The sequence below is a fragment of the Mycobacterium sp. Panama NTM2 genome (genome assembly GCF_054355555.1).
Genome location: NZ_CM135953.1, coordinates 2895222 through 2912647, shown reverse-complemented (window position 1 = coordinate 2912647; position 17426 = coordinate 2895222). Strand labels below are relative to the sequence as shown.

General features: G+C 69.3%; 19 protein-coding genes. 14 read left to right on the top strand and 5 right to left on the bottom strand.

The window, feature by feature from the left end; translation table 11 throughout:
• Nucleotides 1–56 precede the first annotated feature (56 nt).
• The 5 genes from tenA to aceA all read left to right on the top strand — a co-directional run bounded on the left by tenA (nucleotide 57) and on the right by aceA (nucleotide 6271).
• Nucleotides 57–773 (top strand): thiaminase II, encoded by a 717-nt coding sequence (gene tenA / locus ACXYX3_RS13810; protein WP_458607895.1) that lies wholly within the window; start codon nucleotides 57–59, stop codon nucleotides 771–773.
• Nucleotides 774–848: 75 nt separating this feature from the next.
• Nucleotides 849–2084, top strand: a complete 1236-nt coding sequence (locus tag ACXYX3_RS13805) for a GTP cyclohydrolase II (protein WP_458607894.1) — start codon at nucleotides 849–851, stop codon at nucleotides 2082–2084.
• Complete coding sequence (locus ACXYX3_RS13800) at nucleotides 2081–3304, top strand: DUF1688 family protein (RefSeq protein WP_458607893.1); 1224 nt, start codon at nucleotides 2081–2083, stop codon at nucleotides 3302–3304. The genes ACXYX3_RS13805 and ACXYX3_RS13800 overlap by 4 nt, the downstream gene beginning before the upstream one ends.
• Nucleotides 3305–3946: a uracil phosphoribosyltransferase gene (gene upp / locus ACXYX3_RS13795; RefSeq protein WP_458607892.1), complete on the top strand. Its 642-nt coding sequence runs from the start codon at nucleotides 3305–3307 to the stop codon at nucleotides 3944–3946. It abuts the gene before it with no gap.
• A 36-nt stretch (nucleotides 3947–3982) separates the two neighbouring features.
• Nucleotides 3983–6271, top strand: a complete 2289-nt coding sequence (aceA, locus tag ACXYX3_RS13790) for an isocitrate lyase ICL2 (protein ID WP_458607891.1) — start codon at nucleotides 3983–3985, stop codon at nucleotides 6269–6271.
• A 10-nt stretch (nucleotides 6272–6281) separates the two neighbouring features.
• On the opposite strand, the gene ACXYX3_RS13785 is transcribed toward aceA, so the two are convergent.
• The gene (locus tag ACXYX3_RS13785) at nucleotides 6282–7052 is read right to left on the bottom strand and encodes an O-succinylbenzoate-CoA synthase (RefSeq protein WP_458607890.1); all 771 of its coding nucleotides are present in this window, start codon (nucleotides 7050–7052) and stop codon (nucleotides 6282–6284) included.
• A 35-nt stretch (nucleotides 7053–7087) separates the two neighbouring features.
• Between ACXYX3_RS13785 and ACXYX3_RS13780 the strand changes: the two genes are divergently transcribed.
• Nucleotides 7088–7825: a glutamine amidotransferase gene (locus tag ACXYX3_RS13780; RefSeq protein ID WP_458607889.1), complete on the top strand. Its 738-nt coding sequence runs from the start codon at nucleotides 7088–7090 to the stop codon at nucleotides 7823–7825.
• Here ACXYX3_RS13780 and ACXYX3_RS13775 read toward each other — a convergent pair.
• The 3 genes from ACXYX3_RS13775 to ACXYX3_RS13765 form a co-directional block, all read right to left on the bottom strand.
• Nucleotides 7822–8112, bottom strand: a complete 291-nt coding sequence (locus tag ACXYX3_RS13775; RefSeq protein ID WP_458607888.1) for a Dabb family protein — start codon at nucleotides 8110–8112, stop codon at nucleotides 7822–7824. The two genes, ACXYX3_RS13780 and ACXYX3_RS13775, sit on opposite strands and share 4 nt — an antisense overlap.
• 19 nt (nucleotides 8113–8131) lie before the next feature.
• Complete coding sequence (locus tag ACXYX3_RS13770) at nucleotides 8132–8821, bottom strand: Rv0518 family GDSL lipase (protein WP_241206420.1); 690 nt, start codon at nucleotides 8819–8821, stop codon at nucleotides 8132–8134.
• A gap of 63 nt (nucleotides 8822–8884) precedes the next feature.
• Nucleotides 8885–10099 (bottom strand): acyltransferase family protein, encoded by a 1215-nt coding sequence (locus tag ACXYX3_RS13765; RefSeq protein ID WP_241206421.1) that lies wholly within the window; start codon nucleotides 10097–10099, stop codon nucleotides 8885–8887.
• A gap of 261 nt (nucleotides 10100–10360) precedes the next feature.
• On the opposite strand from ACXYX3_RS13765, the gene ACXYX3_RS13760 reads away from it, so the two are divergent.
• From ACXYX3_RS13760 to yaaA, 6 genes are all read left to right on the top strand, one after another.
• Entirely contained in the window at nucleotides 10361–11545 is a 1185-nt protein-coding gene (locus tag ACXYX3_RS13760; RefSeq protein WP_458612084.1) for a PP2C family protein-serine/threonine phosphatase, read from the top strand.
• A complete protein-coding gene (locus ACXYX3_RS13755; RefSeq protein ID WP_458607887.1) occupies nucleotides 11542–13167 on the top strand; it encodes a sensor histidine kinase in 1626 nt (541 codons plus the stop codon). The genes ACXYX3_RS13760 and ACXYX3_RS13755 overlap by 4 nt, the downstream gene beginning before the upstream one ends.
• Nucleotides 13164–13604 carry a response regulator gene (locus tag ACXYX3_RS13750; protein ID WP_046364196.1) on the top strand — a complete coding sequence of 147 codons (441 nt, stop codon included), beginning with the start codon at nucleotides 13164–13166 and terminating at the stop codon, nucleotides 13602–13604. Before ACXYX3_RS13755 ends, ACXYX3_RS13750 begins: the two co-directional genes overlap by 4 nt.
• Nucleotides 13605–13613: 9 nt before the next feature.
• Nucleotides 13614–14759: an alkaline phosphatase family protein gene (locus ACXYX3_RS13745; RefSeq protein WP_458607886.1), complete on the top strand. Its 1146-nt coding sequence runs from the start codon at nucleotides 13614–13616 to the stop codon at nucleotides 14757–14759.
• A gap of 161 nt (nucleotides 14760–14920) precedes the next feature.
• Nucleotides 14921–15457: a C40 family peptidase gene (locus tag ACXYX3_RS13740; protein ID WP_241206424.1), complete on the top strand. Its 537-nt coding sequence runs from the start codon at nucleotides 14921–14923 to the stop codon at nucleotides 15455–15457.
• A gap of 24 nt (nucleotides 15458–15481) precedes the next feature.
• A complete protein-coding gene (yaaA, locus tag ACXYX3_RS13735; RefSeq protein WP_458607885.1) occupies nucleotides 15482–16228 on the top strand; it encodes a peroxide stress protein YaaA in 747 nt (248 codons plus the stop codon).
• 7 nt (nucleotides 16229–16235) lie between these two features.
• Here the strand turns inward: yaaA and ACXYX3_RS13730 are convergent, their stop codons facing one another.
• Entirely contained in the window at nucleotides 16236–16733 is a 498-nt protein-coding gene (locus ACXYX3_RS13730) for a hypothetical protein (protein ID WP_458607884.1), read from the bottom strand.
• 116 nt (nucleotides 16734–16849) lie between these two features.
• On the opposite strand from ACXYX3_RS13730, the gene ACXYX3_RS13725 reads away from it, so the two are divergent.
• Nucleotides 16850–17059, top strand: a complete 210-nt coding sequence (locus ACXYX3_RS13725) for a hypothetical protein (protein ID WP_458607883.1) — start codon at nucleotides 16850–16852, stop codon at nucleotides 17057–17059.
• The gene (locus ACXYX3_RS13720; RefSeq protein ID WP_458607882.1) at nucleotides 17056–17394 is read left to right on the top strand and encodes a hypothetical protein; all 339 of its coding nucleotides are present in this window, start codon (nucleotides 17056–17058) and stop codon (nucleotides 17392–17394) included. Before ACXYX3_RS13725 ends, ACXYX3_RS13720 begins: the two co-directional genes overlap by 4 nt.
• Nucleotides 17395–17426: the final 32 nt, after the last annotated feature.

The following is a 17426-nucleotide window of genomic DNA, read 5'->3' as shown; positions in this document are numbered from 1 at the left end:
GTCAGTGGTTGTGACCGGGCGGGCACGCGGAAATCATCGCTGCGAGGATGATCAGCATGACCCGTATCGGTTCGGCGCTCACCGATTCCTGGAGCTCGCGGCTGTGGCACGACATCGCCCCGATCTTCGACGCGATCATCGCCCACCCGTTCCTCACCGGCCTGACCGACGGCACCCTCGACCCCGCGGCCTTCGCGCACTACGTGGCCCAGGACGTGCACTACCTGCGCGCCTACGCCCGCGCGCTGGCGGTCGTCGGCGCGAAGGCCGGCACCCTCGCCGACACCGCGATGTTCGCCCGGCACGCCGCCGAGGTCTTCGACGTCGAGCTGGCACTGCACGGGGAGCTCTTGCCGGCGCTCGGTCTGTCGGCCGAGGCCGTCGACGCCGTGGCAGTCGCACCGACCACGCAGGCCTACAACAGCTACCTGATCGCCACGGTCTACGACGGCACGTTCGCCGACGGGCTCGCCGCCGTGCTGCCCTGCTACTGGATCTACGCCGAGGTGGGGGCCGAGCTTGCCCAGCGCGGCTCGACGGACCCGCGCTACCAGCGCTGGATCGACAGCTACGGCGGCGACGAGTTCGCCGCGACGGTCACCGAGGTGATCGCGCTCGCCGACCGCGTGGGGCCCGCCCTGACCGACGCCGACGAAGCCACTGCCCGCGCGCATTTCGTGACCACCTCCCGCTACGAGTGGATGTTCTTCGACGCCGCGCACCGGCGGGAGGCATGGCCGCAAGAGATCGCAGGCGCGGCGGCGCCGCAGTGACATGAACGGGCGCCCCCGGCGCGTAGTGGCTAAGCTGGCGGATTCTCTCCCGGACCGAGCAACCTGAGGACACCGATGCCCACCGGACACGTCCGACTGACGTCGCACAGCGGTGGCACCGACGCGCCCGCTCTCCACTGGGGCGCGCCGACGGCCGCCGAGCGCGGTCCGATCGTCGGGACCACCGCCCGCGCGCACCGCAATGTGATCGGCGCGCACAGCGGCGCGTACGGCGTCTACCGGGCGCTGGCCGTCGCGGCGGGCCAACTCTCCCCCGATCACCGGGCCGATCTGACAGACACGGCGCCCACCGACCGGATCGGTCCGTTCCCGCAGTGGACCGACCCGACCACGATCGTCAGTCTCGACCCCTGGGGCGCGATGGTCACCGAGGCGTTCGCGGATCAGATCGCGGCCGGGATCGACATCCGGCCGACGATCGCGGTGACCAAGGCGCAGGTGATCCTGCCCGAGGTCGCCGACGCGATGGCGAAAGGCCGACTGGTCCCCGACGGTCGCATCCTGCTCGACACGGGCGCGGCCCAGGTCACCAAGGCCGCCGTCGAACCGGTGTGGCACCTGCCCGGTGTCGCCGCACGCTTCGGCTGCAGCGAAAACGATTTGCGCCGCGTGCTTTTCGAAGAGACCGGCGGTATGTATCCCGAGCTGGTGACGCGTCCGGACCTCGAGGTGTTCCTGCCCCCGATCGGCGGGCAGACGGTCTACATCTTCGGCGATCCGGCGCATCTGGCCGACTCGTCCGTCGAGCTCACCGCGCGGGTGCACGACGAGTGCAACGGTTCGGACGTCTTCGGCTCCGACATCTGCACCTGCCGGCCCTATCTGACCCACGCCATCGAGGAGTGCATCCTGGGCGCCCAGCGGGGCGGGGTCGGACTGGTCGCGTACTCGCGCAAGGAGGGTCGCGCGCTCGGCGAGGTGACCAAGTTCCTGGTGTACAACGCACGCAAACGGCAAGCCGGTGGTGACACCGCAGACCAGTACTTCACCCGCACCGAATGCGTTGCGGGCGTGCAGGACATGCGTTTCCAAGAGCTGATGCCCGACGTTCTGCACTGGCTCGGCGTGAGGAAGATCCACCGGCTGGTGTCGATGAGCAACATGAAGTACGACGCGATCACCGGCGCAGGTATCGAAGTGGGCGAACGTGTCTCGATCCCTGACGAGCTGATTCCCGCCGATGCGCGCGTCGAGATCGACGCCAAGATGGCCGCCGGCTACTACACGCCCGGTGAGGTTCCCGACGCCGAAGAACTGAAGCAGGTCAAAGGCAGGGGGCTGCAGGGGTGACGGCCACGGACCACGCCGCCGAGGCCGTGGAGGTGCTGCGCACCACAGCGGCGGTGCGGACGCGGTCGGCATCGCTGCTCGACCGCGCCCGGTCCGGTGATTCCCCCTGGTTCGCTGTCGACGACGACGCTCTCCACCGGGTCGCCGACGACGTCGCGGCACTGACCCGCGCCCGGTTCCCGGATCTGGACATCCCGCCCCACAGCCGGTGGCGGCACTTCACCGTCGGCGGCGTCGACCGCACCGCCTCGCTCGTCGCCGCGCTCGACGACGTGTCCCCCGGCGACCGCGCTCGGGCGATGATCGACCTCACCGTGGTCAGCGTGCTGCTCGACGCCGGGGCCGGCGCGGACTGGGGGTTCGTCGAGAACGGCGTGCGCTATCGCCGCTCGGAGGGTCTGGCGGTGGCCAGCTGGCACGGCTTCGTCGAGGGCGCGTTCTCCAGCGACCCGGACCGCCCGCTGCAGGTCGACGCCGCCGCGCTACGGGCCCTGACCGACGATGACCTCGCCGCCGTCCTGCAGGTCTCGTCCGGCAATCCACTCGTCGGTCTCCCGGGCCGGGTTCAGCTCATGCGCAACCTCGGTACCGCACTCGCCGACCACCCACGGGTGTTCGGTCCGCACGGCAGACCGGGCGGACTGTTCGACGCGTCGTCGGCATCCTCGGGCACTGTGAACGCCCATGACCTACTGGTCCTGCTGCTCACCTCGCTGTCACGAATCTGGCCGTCGGACAACGTGATCGGCACCCAACCGCTGGGCGACTGCTGGCGTCACGGCGCGGTGGACGGCCCCGGGGGGACCGCGGGTTGGCTACCGCTGCACAAACTCTCGCAGTGGCTCACCTATTCACTGATCGAGCCGCTGCAATGCGCTGGGGTGACAGTCACCGGAATCGACGCGCTGACCGGGCTGCCTGAGTACCGCAACGGCGGACTGCTGCTCGACGGCGGGGTGCTGCGGCTGCGAGATCCCGCGGTCGCCGACCGGTCCTGGACGCCGGGCGACGAACTCGTGGTCGAGTGGCGCGGGCTGACCGTGGCCCTGCTCGACGAGATCGCACCGTTGGTTCGCGCGCGTCTCGGAGTCGACGAGGTGGCGATGCCGTTGGCGTGCGTCCTCGAAGGGGGCACGTGGGCGGCCGGGCGGGAATCGGCGCAGCGGTTACGCGGCGGGCTCCCGCCGTTGACCGTGGTCAGTGACGGGACGGTGTTCTAGATGACGTCTTCTGGTTCCATGGTGCATCTGGTCGATCACCCCCTGGTCCAGCACAAGATCACCCTCATGCGCCGCCGCGACGCGTCGACCAACACGTTCCGCCGTCTGGTGCGCGAGGTCTCGGCCTTGATGGCCTACGAGGTGCTGCGCGACCTCGCCGTGCACGACGTCGAGGTGGACACCCCGATGGAGACCACCACCGGCAAGGTCATCGACGGCAAGAAGGTGGTGTTCGTCTCTGTGCTTCGGGCGGGCACCGGCATTCTCGACGGCATGCTCGACGCGGTGCCGTCGGCTCGGGTCGGCCACATCGGGCTCTACCGTGAGCCGAGATCCCAAGTGACCGTGGAGTATTACTTCAAGGTGCCCGGCGACCTCGCCGAGCGCGACGTGGTGGTGCTCGACCCCCTGTTGGCCACCGGACACTCGGCGGCCGCCGCGGTCGAGCGTGTGCGCGAGCTCAACCCCAAATCGGTGAAGTTCGTCTGCCTGGTCACCTGCCCGGAAGGAATCGCGGCCATGACGCAGGCGCACCCCGAGGTGCCGATCTTCACCGCCGCCATCGATCGGGAACTCGACGGCAACGGCTACATCCTGCCGGGCCTCGGCGACATCGGCGACCGCATCTTCGGCACCAAATAACTCCCCGTGCGCTCGACCCCCGCTCTAGGGTGGGTCATGGCCATCACCGAAGCTGACCTCGCGCCGCAGACCCCGTTCGAGCGCGATGTCGTCGACACCCAGCGCTATTTCGACAGCCCCCGTTTCGAGGGCATCATCCGCCTCTACACCGCACGTCAGGTTGCCGAGCAGCGCGGCACGATCCCCGCCGACTATCCCGTGGCGCGCGAGGCGGCCACCGCGTTCTACCCCCATCTGCGCGAGCTGTTCGCCCAGGGCAAGAGCATCACGACGTTCGGGCCCTACTCCCCCGGCCAGGCCGTGGTGATGAAGCGGATGGGCATCGAGGGCATCTACCTCGGCGGTTGGGCCACGTCGGCGAAGGGCTCGATCAGCGAGGATCCGGGGCCGGACCTGGCCAGCTATCCGCTCAGCCAGGTGCCCGAGGAGGCCGCCGGCATCGTGCGCGCGCTGCTGACCGCCGACCGCAATCAGCAGTACCTGCGGCTGCAGATGACCCCGGAACAACTCGCGGCCACGCCCCAGTACGACTACCGGCCGTTCATCATCGCCGACGCCGACACGGGTCACGGCGGAGATCCCCACGTGCGCAACCTGATTCGTCGCTTCGTGGAGAACGGGGTGCCCGGCTACCACATCGAGGACCAGCGTCCCGGCACGAAGAAGTGCGGCCACCAGGGCGGCAAGGTGCTGGTGCCCTCGGACGAGCAGATCAAGCGGCTCAACACCGCCCGGTTCCAGCTCGACATCATGCGGGTACCGGGCATCATCGTGGCGCGGACCGACGCCGAGGCGGCCAACCTGATCGACAGCCGTGCCGACGAACGTGACCAGCCGTTCCTGCTCGGCGTCACCAACCTCAAGATCCCGTCCTACAAGTCGTGCTTCCTGGCGATGGTGCGCCGCTTCTACGACAAGGGCGTGACCGAGCTGAACGGCCACCTGCTCTACGCGCTGCCCGACGGCGAGTACGCCACCGCCGAGGCGTGGCTGGGCCGCCACGGCGTGCTGGAGCTGATCGACCAGACCGCGGCCGCGTGGCAGGACGGTGCCGAGCAGTCCCTGGACGCTGCGTTCGACAAGGTCGAGTCCCGCTTCGTCGACGCGTGGCAGGACGACGCCGGCCTAGACACCTACGCCGGCGCGGTGGCCGACCTGCTGGAGTTCCGGGAGCGCGAGGGCGAGTCGGCTGCCATGAGCGCCGCGGAATGGCGGGCCTTCGCCGAACGCGCGCCGCTCTACGTCGCCCGGGAGAAGGCCAAAGAACTCGGCGCCGACGCGGCGTGGGATTGTGAGCGGGCCAAGACCCCCGAGGGCTACTACCAGGTGCGCGGCGGCATTCCGTACGCGATCGCGAAGTCGTTGGCCGCAGCCCCCTTCGCCGACATCCTGTGGATGGAGACCAAGACCGCCGACCTGGCCGACGCCAAACAGTTCGCCGACGCCATCCACGCGGTCTATCCGGACAAGATGCTCGCCTACAACCTCTCCCCGTCGTTCAACTGGGACACCACCGGCATGACCGATGAGGAGATGCGCGCGTTCCCCGAGGAGATCGGAAAGATGGGGTTCGTCTTCAACTTCATCACCTACGGCGGCCACCAGGTCGACGGCGTGGCGTCCGAGGAGTTCGCGACCTCGCTGCGCCAGGAGGGCATGCTGGCGCTGGCCCGGTTGCAACGCAAGATGCGGCTCGTCGAATCTCCCTATCGCACACCGCAAACGCTCGTCGGCGGCCCGCGCTCGGATGCCGCGCTGGCGGCGTCGTCCGGACGGACGGCGACGACGAAGTCGATGGGCAAGGGGTCCACGCAACATCAGCACCTGGTGCAGACCGAGGTGCCCAAGAAACTGCTCGAGGACTGGCTGGCGCTGTGGAGCGAGCACAACAAGCTGCCGGAGAAGCTGCGCGTGCGGCTGCGGCCGCGGCGGGCCGGCTCGGATGTGCTCGATCTGCAGATCCTCGGTGAGGGAGAAGAGCCGCTGGCCAACGTGGTCGTCGATCCGATCAAGGACCGGCACGGCCGCAGCATCCTGACCGTGCGCGACCAGAACACCTTCGCCGAGAAGCTGCGGCAGAAGCGGTTGATGGACGTGATCCACCTGTGGCTGATCCACCGCTTCAAGGCCGAGATCGTGTACTACGTGACGCCCACCGAGGACAACATCTATCAGACCGAGAAGATGAAGAGCCACGGCATCTTCAGCGACGTCTACCAGGAGGTCGGCGAGATCATCGTCGCCGACGTGAACCAGCCGCGGATCGACGAGCTGCTCAACCCCGACCGCGAGGCGCTGACGCGGCTGATCGCCAAGCAGGACTGAGGGTCACGCCCTACAGCAGCGCGGCGGCGCGGCGCAGGAGGTCGCGCCACCGCGCGATCACGGCCGCGTCGGTGACGCGGAACTGGTCCAGGCGGCTCGCGTCGGGACCGGCGGGCATCGGAGCGGCGGGCAGGTACCCGTCGGACGGCACCAGTGACCGTGCGCTCGACACGACGTCGCCGTCGCGCAGCCAGTCCGGCACCGGCCCGCACGCGTAGGGCAGGTCGGGTAGCGCGGCGGCGAGTGCGACATCGGCGGCCAGCCCGATGCTGGTGGTGCCGCTGAACGCCACCAGTGCCGGCATCTCGAGCCGCTCGGCGCGCCGCATCGCGCGCCGCACCCCGCCGAGGGGTCCGGACCGCAGCACGACCACGTCGGCGCATCGGGGATCTGCGCCGAGCACCTCGGCGTCGACGGCGACCGGGACCTCGACGTGGCGTCGCACCTGCGCCGCCTGCTCGGCGGTGCAGTTGACGAGATATGCCACGTCCAGACCCGCAACGCCGCGGATCCGTGCGACGGCCGCACCGACGCTCTCGACAGCGACGAGCGGGCGGTCGGCACCGACTCGGACCCGGCCGCGGAGGGCGTCGGGCCAGCCCACGGTGCTGGGCTCCATCGCCGCGGTCAGCCAGCGTGCCGCCAGCTCGTCGGAGGCATCCGGCGGGGGGCTGAATTCACCCCACCCCTGCGGGCCCTCCACCAGCACCCCGTAGCGCGGGCCGCCGGCCGCGGGGATCGCGAACACGGGGGCGTCGTCCAGATCGATCAGAGTTCTCACTGACCGACAAGCTAGCCCGTGTTTACGCTGGACCGGTGGCCGGTGCCCCGTTCCTGCTGTTGTCAATCCGTGGCGAGGACGACGCGGCCGCCGACGAGTACGCGGCGGTCATGCGATTCGCCGGACTCGACGGGCAGCGCCTGCACCGCATCGGCCTCCTCGATCACTCGCTCGGCGGCTTGGATCTGGCGGACTGGTCCGGCATCATCCTCGGCGGCGGCCCCTTCACCGTCAGCGACGACCCCGCCACGAAATCCCCGGTACAGCAACGCGTCGAGGCCGAACTGGCCGACCTGGTGTCCGCCGTCCTCGCCGCGGACTTCCCGTTCCTCGGCTGTTGCTATGGAATCGGCGTGCTCGGCGCGGCGATCGGCGCGCGCATCGACCGCTCACACAGCGAGCCGGTCGGGCCGCTGACCATCGAGCTGACCGACGAGGGTCGCACCGATACCCTCTTCGCCGGTCTTCCGGACACCTTCGACGCGTTCGGCGGGCACAAGGAGGCGGCCTCGGTGCTGCCGGACCGCGTGGCCCTGCTCGCCCGCTCCGCCGACTGCCCTGTCCAGGCATTCCGGGTGGGCGCCAACGTCTATGCGACGCAGTTCCATCCGGAGCTCGACGTCGACGGGTTGTGCACGCGCATCGATGCCTACAAGAACCACGGCTACTTCGCCCCCGAGGACGCCGAGACGCTCAAGGCGGCCGCCCGCCGCCGCTCGGTGACCCACCCGATGGCGATCCTGCGCGCGTTCGCGCAGCGCTACGCCCGTTAGGCAGACAGTTCCATCTGGGCCCGCGCGATCTGCTCGACCATCGGGGCCAGCCGGGCCCGCAGCGCGTTGTGCTCGGCGTCGGCGTCGTATCCGCGGTAGGACTCCACGTCGGCGAAGTCGGCGACGATGACGAAGTCCCAATTGCCCTCGCGCAAACCCGCATCCGAGCCCACCGAGTACGCCACGGTGCCGGGGCAGTTCAGATCCCGGAGCCCCTGCTGGATCTGCGTGAGTTCGGCGGCGTCGTAGCCGTCTTTGAGCTTGGCGAGCACCACGTTGCGGATCACCCGGGCACCGTAACAGCTCTCAGTAGGGCGCGAGCTGCGTGCCGATCAGTGGCGCGATCTTGTCCGCCATGTAGGTGTGGCCGGCGTCGGTGGGGTGCACGCCGTCGGCCCCGATGAGGTCGGGCCGGCCGACGAACCAGCGGGCGGCGATCGGGTCGACGAACGTCGCCCCGGCGAGCTGGGCCTGGTAACTCAGGATGTCGCGGATCCGCAGGATCTCCGGCGGCGGATCGGCCGTCGGCCAGGGCGGCCCGATGACCAGCATCTTCGCCGAGCGCGCGATCTGGCGGGCCAGGCTGAGTGTGCCGTACATCGCGATCGACAGCCGCGTCGGTTCGACCTTCATGTCGTTGCGCGACCCGTAGAACACCACCAGGGTGTCGTTGGGTTTGACCGCGCGGACCGTGAGGTCTTCGAACACGCTGCCGTGGTTGCCGCGCGTGCAGTAGCCGGCGCCGCCCTCCGCGGCGACCGTGGGCGTGACGGGGATGCCGTGGTTGCTCAGCGCCTGCCACACCTGCGGAGCCCAGCCCTGCGGACCGTTGCCACCCTGATCGCTTCCCGTGGTGTAGGAGTCGCCGACCACCGCCACCCTGTTCACGGCGAAATCGAGGACGCGTACCTGGCGATGGGTGACCGTCGGTGCGGGCGCAGTGAAGGCGCCGAACAGCAAGGCGGCAGCGAGGATCCACGTCAGAACACGACTCACTGGACCAGCCTAGGGTCGCGCCGGGCGGGCCGGCGCGCCGACTCGCCGAGCATCACACTCACCTCATCCCGCCCGCGCGGCGACCGGTTGCAGCCGACCCTGCGGCGGCTCGGACGAGCGTCTGGCCGGCGGCGTGCGGGGGTCGAGCATGCGGCGCATCCAGCGGCGTGCGGGCTCCTCGACGACGTGGTAGAGCAGCGCGGCCAGCAATCCGGACAGCAGCACCAGACCGAGCACGGTGAATTTCGCCGACCAGCTGGGGACCAGCGTGATCGCGAACTGCTGGACCGCCCAGTTCCACATCGTGTGCACGATCTCGTGGATCATGTACAGCCCGAACGAGATGTGACCCAGGTAGACCATCACGGACGTCGACAGGACCGCGGGCAGCGTGCCGGCGCCGATGGACAAGGTGATCACCAGCGGGACGAAGAGCACGTCGATCAGCCCGCCGGCATCGAGCATGTCCTGGGGCGGATACGCGTCCAGAACGTAGAGGCCGCCGATGATCGCGACACCGAGACCGAGCGCCGCGAGGCCCGCGGCGTGGCGGCCACGGTCGGAGAGCTGCAGCCGCCGCACCGCCGCACAGGCCAGCGCCCCGGCCGTGAACTGCATGATGATGCGCGGCAACCAGCTCCACGGGGTGTAGAACACGCCGTGGGCGAGCAGCAGCAGCGTGGGCGCCAGGGCGGCCGCGACCGCCAGCCACATCAACCCGCGGGCGCGGGTCACCGACGCGACGCGGAACACCACCAGGACCAGCCCGCCGAACAGCAGATACGCCAGCCACTCGGCGCTGATCGACCAGGCCGGGCCGTCCCAGCTCGAACCGTCGAAGAACGGCTGGAACCACAGCTGCACCAGGAAGACCTGTTTGAGCCAACTCAATGCGTTCAGCGATGCGATGACATCCGGCGGGAGGGGGAACCGTCCCACGTAGAGGGTGAACACCGCGAACGCCGCGGCCAGGTGCATGGTCACCAGGTACACCGGCCACACGCGGGCGAGCCGCAGCCACAGAAATCGCAGCGTGGCGCGCGTCGACCAGGACTCCCCCATCCGGTCGAGATAGTTCCACGTCAGGACGAATCCGCTGAGGATGAAGAACAGGTCGACACCCTGGGCGCCGGCGTTGAGGATCGGCGCCAGCGCGCTACGCACCCCGGGGGACGCCTCGGCCAGCAGCGGCCGGAAGTGGAAGAGCACCACCCACAGCGCGGCCACGATGCGCAGCCCCGACAGGGCCCTGATCTCACCGGTGCGCACACGACTCATTTCGATCTCGACGATCCAACTCGACAACCTCACAGCAGTGCCGACGGCATCGAACCTCGGGGCTGTTCGACAGGTCGCCTCCCCGGAGGCGAAGACGCCGGCGGCCGGTCGGAGGTTACCAGCGCACCCTGGGTGCCGGGCTGACGCAACGCCGCCGACGCCGGGTTCGGGCTCCCAGCGAACACGCGGGTAGTGTCTTCGAAATTGACAAGCGAAGATGCCAGCGTGCGTGACCAGTCGTACGCAGATGTCCCGGGTCAGATGACTGTCCCGGGTGACGGGGGGCCGCTGCGGGTCCTCCTCGTCGAGGATGACCGCGGCGACGCCATCCTCGTCGAAGAACTGATCGCCGACGCCGGCGTCGACATGCATGTGGTGTGGGCCGAATCGATGGCCGAGGCCGAGCAGGCGATCGACGGGGCGCGGCCGGACTGTGTGCTGTTGGACCTGCACCTGCGCGACACCGAGGGGGTCGCCGGGCTCGCGCGCATCGCCGCCCGGGACGCCACGGTGCCCGTCGTGGTGCTGACCGGTCTCAACGACGAGCACGTCGCGTCGGCGGCCGTCGCCTCCGGCGCACAGGATTATCTGGTCAAGGGCAGGGTGGACCCGGAGACTCTGCGGCGGGCCGTGCTCTACGCCATCGAGCGCAAGCGCGCCGAGTTGACCGCCGTCGATCTGCACGCCACCCGGTCCCGGGAGAGAGAGAACGCCCGGCTGGAGCGCGGGCTGCTGCCCTCGCCGCTGCTGCTCGACGACCCCGGGGTCAGCATCGTCACCCAGTACCGTCCGAGCCGGCGGAATGCGCTGCTCGGCGGGGACTTCTTCGACATCGTCCAGACCCCGGACCGGACTGTGCACGTGATGATCGGGGACGTCGCCGGACACGGTCCCGACGAAGCGGCGCTCGGCGTGGCGTTGCGGATCGCCTGGCGGGCGCTCACCTTCGCCGGGTTGCGCGGCGCCGAGCGCATGCACCAACTCGAGCGCATCCTGCGGGCTGAACGGGCAGGCCGGGGCACCTTCGCCACCGTGCTGAGCCTCGCCGTCCCGCTGGACGGCTCGGCGCTGACCGCGGTGCGCGCCGGCCACCCCGGCATGCTGCTGCACGGTGGCGGCACGGTCGAGTGGGTGGAGCCGATCGGCGGGCCCGCGCTCGGATTGCACCTCGGCGACTGGACCCCGCATCCGATGGAACTACCGCCGGGGAAGGGATTGGTGTTGATCACCGACGGCCTGTTCGAGGGTCACATCGGCGAGGGCAACGAGCGACTCGGTGAGGACGGCCTGCTCGACGTGGCCCGTTCGCTGGCACACCTGCCCGGACCGCAGTTCGTCGATGCGCTGATCGACGCGGTCGAGCAGCGTGCGCAGTCGCACGGTGGAATCGCCGACGACATCGCCGTGGTGCGGGTCGAGAGGACATCGGAGAGGGCGGCGGGATGAGCCCCGACCAGCGCGGGATACGTGCCCTGACCGTGGAAGGGTGGCAGTACCTGGTGCTGTCCATCATGACGGTGGTCGTGCTCGCCGGTGCCGTCACCACGGCACTGCTGCTCGACCGCACCGACCGGGTGTCCGGCCAGCTCACCAACAACGTGGGACCGGCCCGGGTGGCCGCCTACCAGTTGCAGGCCGCGCTGCGCGATCAGGAGACCGCGGTCCGCGGATACGTGATCTCCTCGGACCCCCAGTTCCTGGCGCCGTACGACACCGGGCGGGAGACGGAATCGAGGGCTTCAGCGGACCTGCGCCAGTTCGAGCAGAAGCGACCCGATCTGCTCGCCGATCTCGACGCGATCGAGCAGGCGGCCGGTTCGTGGCGCGACAGCTACGCAGAACCGGCCATCGCGGCGGTGCAGCCCGGGGTGCGCAATGCGATCTCCGCCGCGCTCACCGAGGTCGGCAAGTCGGAGTTCGATCGCTTGCGCGCGCTCTTCGATGAGCAGAACGCCCGTCTCGCCCAGGCGCGCAGCGACGGCATCGCCGAACTCGAATCCATCAGCACGTGGCGCAACGGCGTGCTGCTCGCCGTGCTCGTCGCATTTCTGGTGACGATGGTCGCGCTGGCGCTGCTGCTTCGGCGCGCCCTGGTGCGACCGCTGCGACAGCTGGCGGAAGCGTGCAGGCGGATCGCCGGGGGGAATTTCGGTGAGAAGATCGTGCCGCAGGGGCCGCGCGACATCCGGCTGATCGCGATCGACGTCGACAACATGCGCCAGCGGATCGTCGAGGAACTCGAGGCGTCCAGAGCTGCGACCGAGGCGCTCGACGAGCAGGCCGAGGACTTGCGCCGCTCGAACGCCGAGCTGGAGCAGTTCGCGTACGTGGCGTCTCACGACCTGCAGGAGCCGCTGCGCAAGGTCGCGTCGTTCTGCCAGTTGCTGGAGAAGCGCTACGGCGACAAGCTCGACGAACGCGGCACCGAATACATCGGGTTCGCCGTCGACGGCGCCAAACGAATGCAGATTCTGATCAACGACCTGCTGACGTTCTCCCGGGTGGGCCGTCTCAACGCCACCGAGACCGCGGTGGATCTCGACACGGTGCTCGATACCGCGCTGGCCAACGTGTCGACCGCGATCGAGGAGACGGGCGCGCAGATCGAGCGGCCGGCCGAGGGGCTTCCGACGATCAGCGGTGACCCGACCCTGCTGACCATGCTGTGGCAGAACCTCGTCGGCAACGCCGTGAAGTTCCGCCGCGAGGGCGTCACGCCGCGAGTCGTGATCGAGTGCGCTGCCGCAGAGCCGGGCCAGTGGTCGTTCTCGGTCAGCGACAACGGAATCGGGATCGCGGCGGAGTTCTCGGAGAAGGTGTTCGTGATCTTCCAGCGGTTGCACGGCCGCGATGCCTACACCGGAACCGGCATCGGTCTGGCATTGTGCAAGAAGATCGTCGAACACCACGGCGGGACGATCTGGATCGACAACGAGTACACCGACGGCACCCGCTTCCGGTTCACGCTTCCCAGCACTGATTCCGACGACGTGGCCCGTTCCGATGCCGCAGTAACCGAGGCGGTCTCCGATGCCGCGCCACCCCTGATGGAAGGATCGTCGTCATGACCCCCGCTGAACGAGCCATCGACGTGCTGCTCATCGAGGACGATCCGGGAGACGAGTTGATCACCCGGGAAGCGTTCGAGCACAACAAGATCAAGAACAATCTGCACGTCGCGCACGACGGCGAGGAAGGCCTCGACTTCCTGTATCGGCGGGGCAAATACGAAGGCGCGCCGCGGCCGGACCTGGTGTTGCTCGATCTGAACCTCCCCAAGTACGACGGGCGCCAGCTCTTGGAGACCATCAAGAGCGACCCCGAGCTCAACCACATCCCGGTCGTGGTGCTGACCACCTCCTCGGCCGAGGAGGACATCCTGCGCAGCTACAAACTGCACGCCAACGCGTATGTGACCAAGCCCGTGGACCTCGACCAGTTCATGAATGCGGTGCGCCAGATCGATGAGTTCTTCGTCCAGGTGGTCCGACTCCCCCACTCCTAGAGGTGGGAGGTGAACCTGCCCCGGCCCGACCCGCAGGCACCCCATCTCGCCGACGTGGCGCCGTCGCTGCTGGCGGCGATGGGGGTGGAAGGGTTCGCCCCCCGCATCGCCGGCAGTTTCGGCGGCGTCGGCGAGACGGCAGGCGCGTGCCTGCTGTTGGTGGACGGGCTCGGTGCGGATCTTCTCGACGCCCATCTCGACGACGCACCGTTTCTGGCGACGCTGCGGGGGCCGACCTTGACCGCGGGATACCCGGCGACGACGGCGGCCGGACTCGCTGCGGTGGGGACGGGCTGCCGGTCCGGGGAGCACGGCGTGGTCGGCATGACCTTCCGGCTGCCGGACGTGGGTGTCATCAACGCGCTGCGCTGGCGGCCGCACCCCTGGGGCGACGATCTGCGGGAGCGAGTGGTGCCCGAGTACGTGCAGCCGCGGGCGACGACGTTCGAACGCGCCGCGTCGACGGGGGTGTCGGTGCGGGTGATCTCCGGTGCCGAGTTCGCGGATTCCGGTCTGACACGGGCGGCGCTGCGTGGCGGCAGCTATGTCGGAGTGCACGCGATCGGCGACCTGGTCGCGGCGGTCAGCACGACGCTCGCCGACCGCGGATTTTGCTACGCCTACCACGCCGACCTCGACCTGGTCGGTCACCTGCACGGTCCGGGGAGTCCGGCGTGGCGGTGGCAGCTGCGTCAGGTGGATCGCCTGGTGGAGTCGATCGTCGAGGCCCTGCCCGCGGGCAGCCTGCTGGCTGTGGTGGCCGATCACGGCATGGTGGGTCTGGGCTCCGACGTCGTGGACGCCGACTCCCAACCGGTGCTGCACGACGGGGTGGCAGCGATCGGCGGCGAGGTGCGCGCACGTCATGTCTACGTCGAACGCGGCGCTCGCGACGATGTGCTGGCCGCCTGGCGAGAGGTGCTCGGTGAGCGGGCCTGGGTGGTCGGTCGCGAGGAAGCAGTCGCGGCGGGCTGGTTCGGGGAGCGGGTCACCGAGGAGGCCACGGCTCGCATCGGTGATGTGGTGGTCGCCGCACGGGGCACCTCCGGTGTGGTGCGCCGCACAGTCGAGCCGGTGGAATCGTCGTTGATCGGTCAGCACGGCTCCTTCACCTCGGCCGAACAGCGGATTCCGCTGTTGATCGCCCGAGGGTGATCGATTCCTGTTGTGCAACAGCATCTTTCGCGTCGTTGCGCCGGCTCTGAAACAGATTCTGCAGCAGCAATTTTCGTGATTATTCCGCGAGATGAAGCTGTAATGTGCCCGCTGTCACACATTTTGGCCGTATTAGAGACCCTCTGCTAGCGTCCGGCCGCATGTATGAACTCGCCACACTCTTGACGCTCGTCAACCAGGTGTCGGGAACTCCGTACATCACGGGCGGAGACTCGCCGGCCGGAACCGATTGTTCCGGCCTGGTGTCCTGGGTGACCAACGCCGCGACAGGCCGACCCGTCTTCGGGGACCGGTTCAACACCGGCAACATCGAAGGCGCGCTGAAGGCGCGCGGGTTCCAGTACGGGACGCAACCCGGCGCTCTCGTCGTCGGGTGGAACCGCGGCCACACCGCGGTGACCCTCCCCGACGGCACGCCGGTCTCCTCCGGCGAGGGTGGCGGCGTCAAGGTCGGCGGCGGAGGCGCCTACCAGAGTCAGTTCACCCGTCACATGTACCTGCCGGCGCCTGCACCCGCAGACGTCCCCCCGCCCGTCGATCCGCAGCTGGCGCCGCCCATGCCCCCGCCGCCGGCCCCTGTGGTGCTGATGGGGCAGGAAGCACCGCTGCCGCCCCCGCCGCCTCCGGCGGACCCGGCCCTGCCGCTGCCGCCGCCCCCGCCGCCGCCGGCGGGGTGACCCGGTGGCGCTACCGTCACTGCCGTGATCGTGCTGCTGCCGCCGTCGGAGACCAAACGCGGCGGAGGTGACGGGCCTGCCCTGACCGTGGACTCGCTGGTGTGCCCGGCACTGAGCCAGGTACGCACCGAACTGGTCGACCAGCTCGTCGCCCTGGCCGCGGATCCGGCGACGAGCCGCGCGGCCCTGGGCCTGTCAGCGAGCCAGGACAAGGAGATCGAACGCAACGCGGCTCTGTGGACGGCACCCACGATGCCCGCCCTGCACCGCTATACCGGCGTGCTCTACGACGCCCTCGACGTCACCTCGCTGCGCGGAGCGTCGGCAGATCGCGCCATGGCGCGCCTGATGGTGGGCTCGGCGCTGTTCGGCGTCGTGCGAGCCGACGACCTCATTCCGGCATACCGGCTCTCGGCGGGCTCGAAACTGCCGGGCCGGCCCACCCTGGCGTCCACCTGGCGGCCCGTACTGGAACCGGCACTGGCGGAACTCGCCGCCCGCGATCTGGTCGTCGACCTGCGCTCCGGGTCCTATGCCAATCTCGCCAAGGTGCCCGGCGCCATCACCGTCGACGTGATGGCCGAAGCCGAGAACGGGCGGCGCACCGTCGTCAGCCACTTCAACAAGGCGCACAAGGGACGGCTCGCCCGCGCATTGTCGACGAGCAGATCCGACCCCGCCGACGCGGCCGCCGTGGCGGGGATCGCCCGGCGGGCCGGGATGCGCGTCGAGCGACGCGGCGACCACCTCACCGTCGTGGTAACCGGGTGATGCGGTGTCAGGCAGCCGATGACAGGTTCGCGACCAGATCGGTCGTGTAGAACTCGTCGGGCGTCTGGCTGAACGTGCCGGGGCGGGTCAGGCTCATCCACGCACCCGTGGCACCGGGCATCAGCGGACCCCGCACAGTGGCGCGGCCCGTTCCGACACCGTCGGTGAACAGCGTCGTCGCGGACACGCCGGGCGCTCCCGGACCGCAGTCGGCCGCCGATGAGCGGGGCAGCTGGATCAGCCGGAGGTCATAGGGCGTGTTGGGAAGTCCGGTGAAGAACTCGACATCGGCGATCACCTCGTTGCCCTGGACGCGCAGCTGGGCCGAGGGTCGGCCGTACCCGCTGCCGCCGACGTACTTGACCTGGGTGAAGTCGCAGCGGCGCAGCTTCTCGGAGAACGGCATGCTGACCACCGTCCCCTCGGCGGTCGCCACACCGGCGAACAGGGGCGCAGCGATCAGCAGTGCCGCGGTCGCGGCCATGGCTCGTGTCGCTCGGTACATCACGTCACCTCGCAGGGAATCGACAGTGCCGTCAAGGTTAGTTGGCCTCAGTGTCTGCCGAGTGCGCGGGACCCGGCGTTGACGTGCAGGTGTGTCGAACGCGACACTGTCGGCCGATGGCCGGTCTGTGGGTGTACGTGCGGGTGCAGCTGATGATGTTCGTGTTCGGGATCGTCGGCCCGATCTTCCTGTTCGTGTACTTCGCCGCGCAGCCGGATCAGACGATCCGCTGGATGTACTGGTGGGGGTTGACCATCACCGTCGTGGACATCCTCGTGGCGCTCGAGGTGACCGACACCATCCTGCGCAGGGATCGCGCGCCGTGACGAATCCGGCACCACGCTCCCGTGCCGATGTCGTGATCTCGATCGCCTTGCTGGTGGCGTCGGTCCTGATGGGAGCTGTCGCTGCTTTCCTCGGTCTGTTCTCGCTCGCGTTCCTCGACCACTGCCCGCCGTCGACGTGCAGTGTGGACGGTGCGGTCACCGCCGTGTTCACCGCGCTGGCCGCCGCAGCGCTCATCGGTGTGATCGGTCTGGCGGCGACGGTGGTCGCGCTGATCCGGCGCGCCAGCGCATGGCCCTACGCGCTCGCGACGTTCTGCCTGTGCGCGACGAGCCTTTTCCTCGGCGTACTGCGCTACGGCGCCGCGGTCGGTTAGCCGCTCGGGTTGCCGAGCCGCGCCACCGGCCG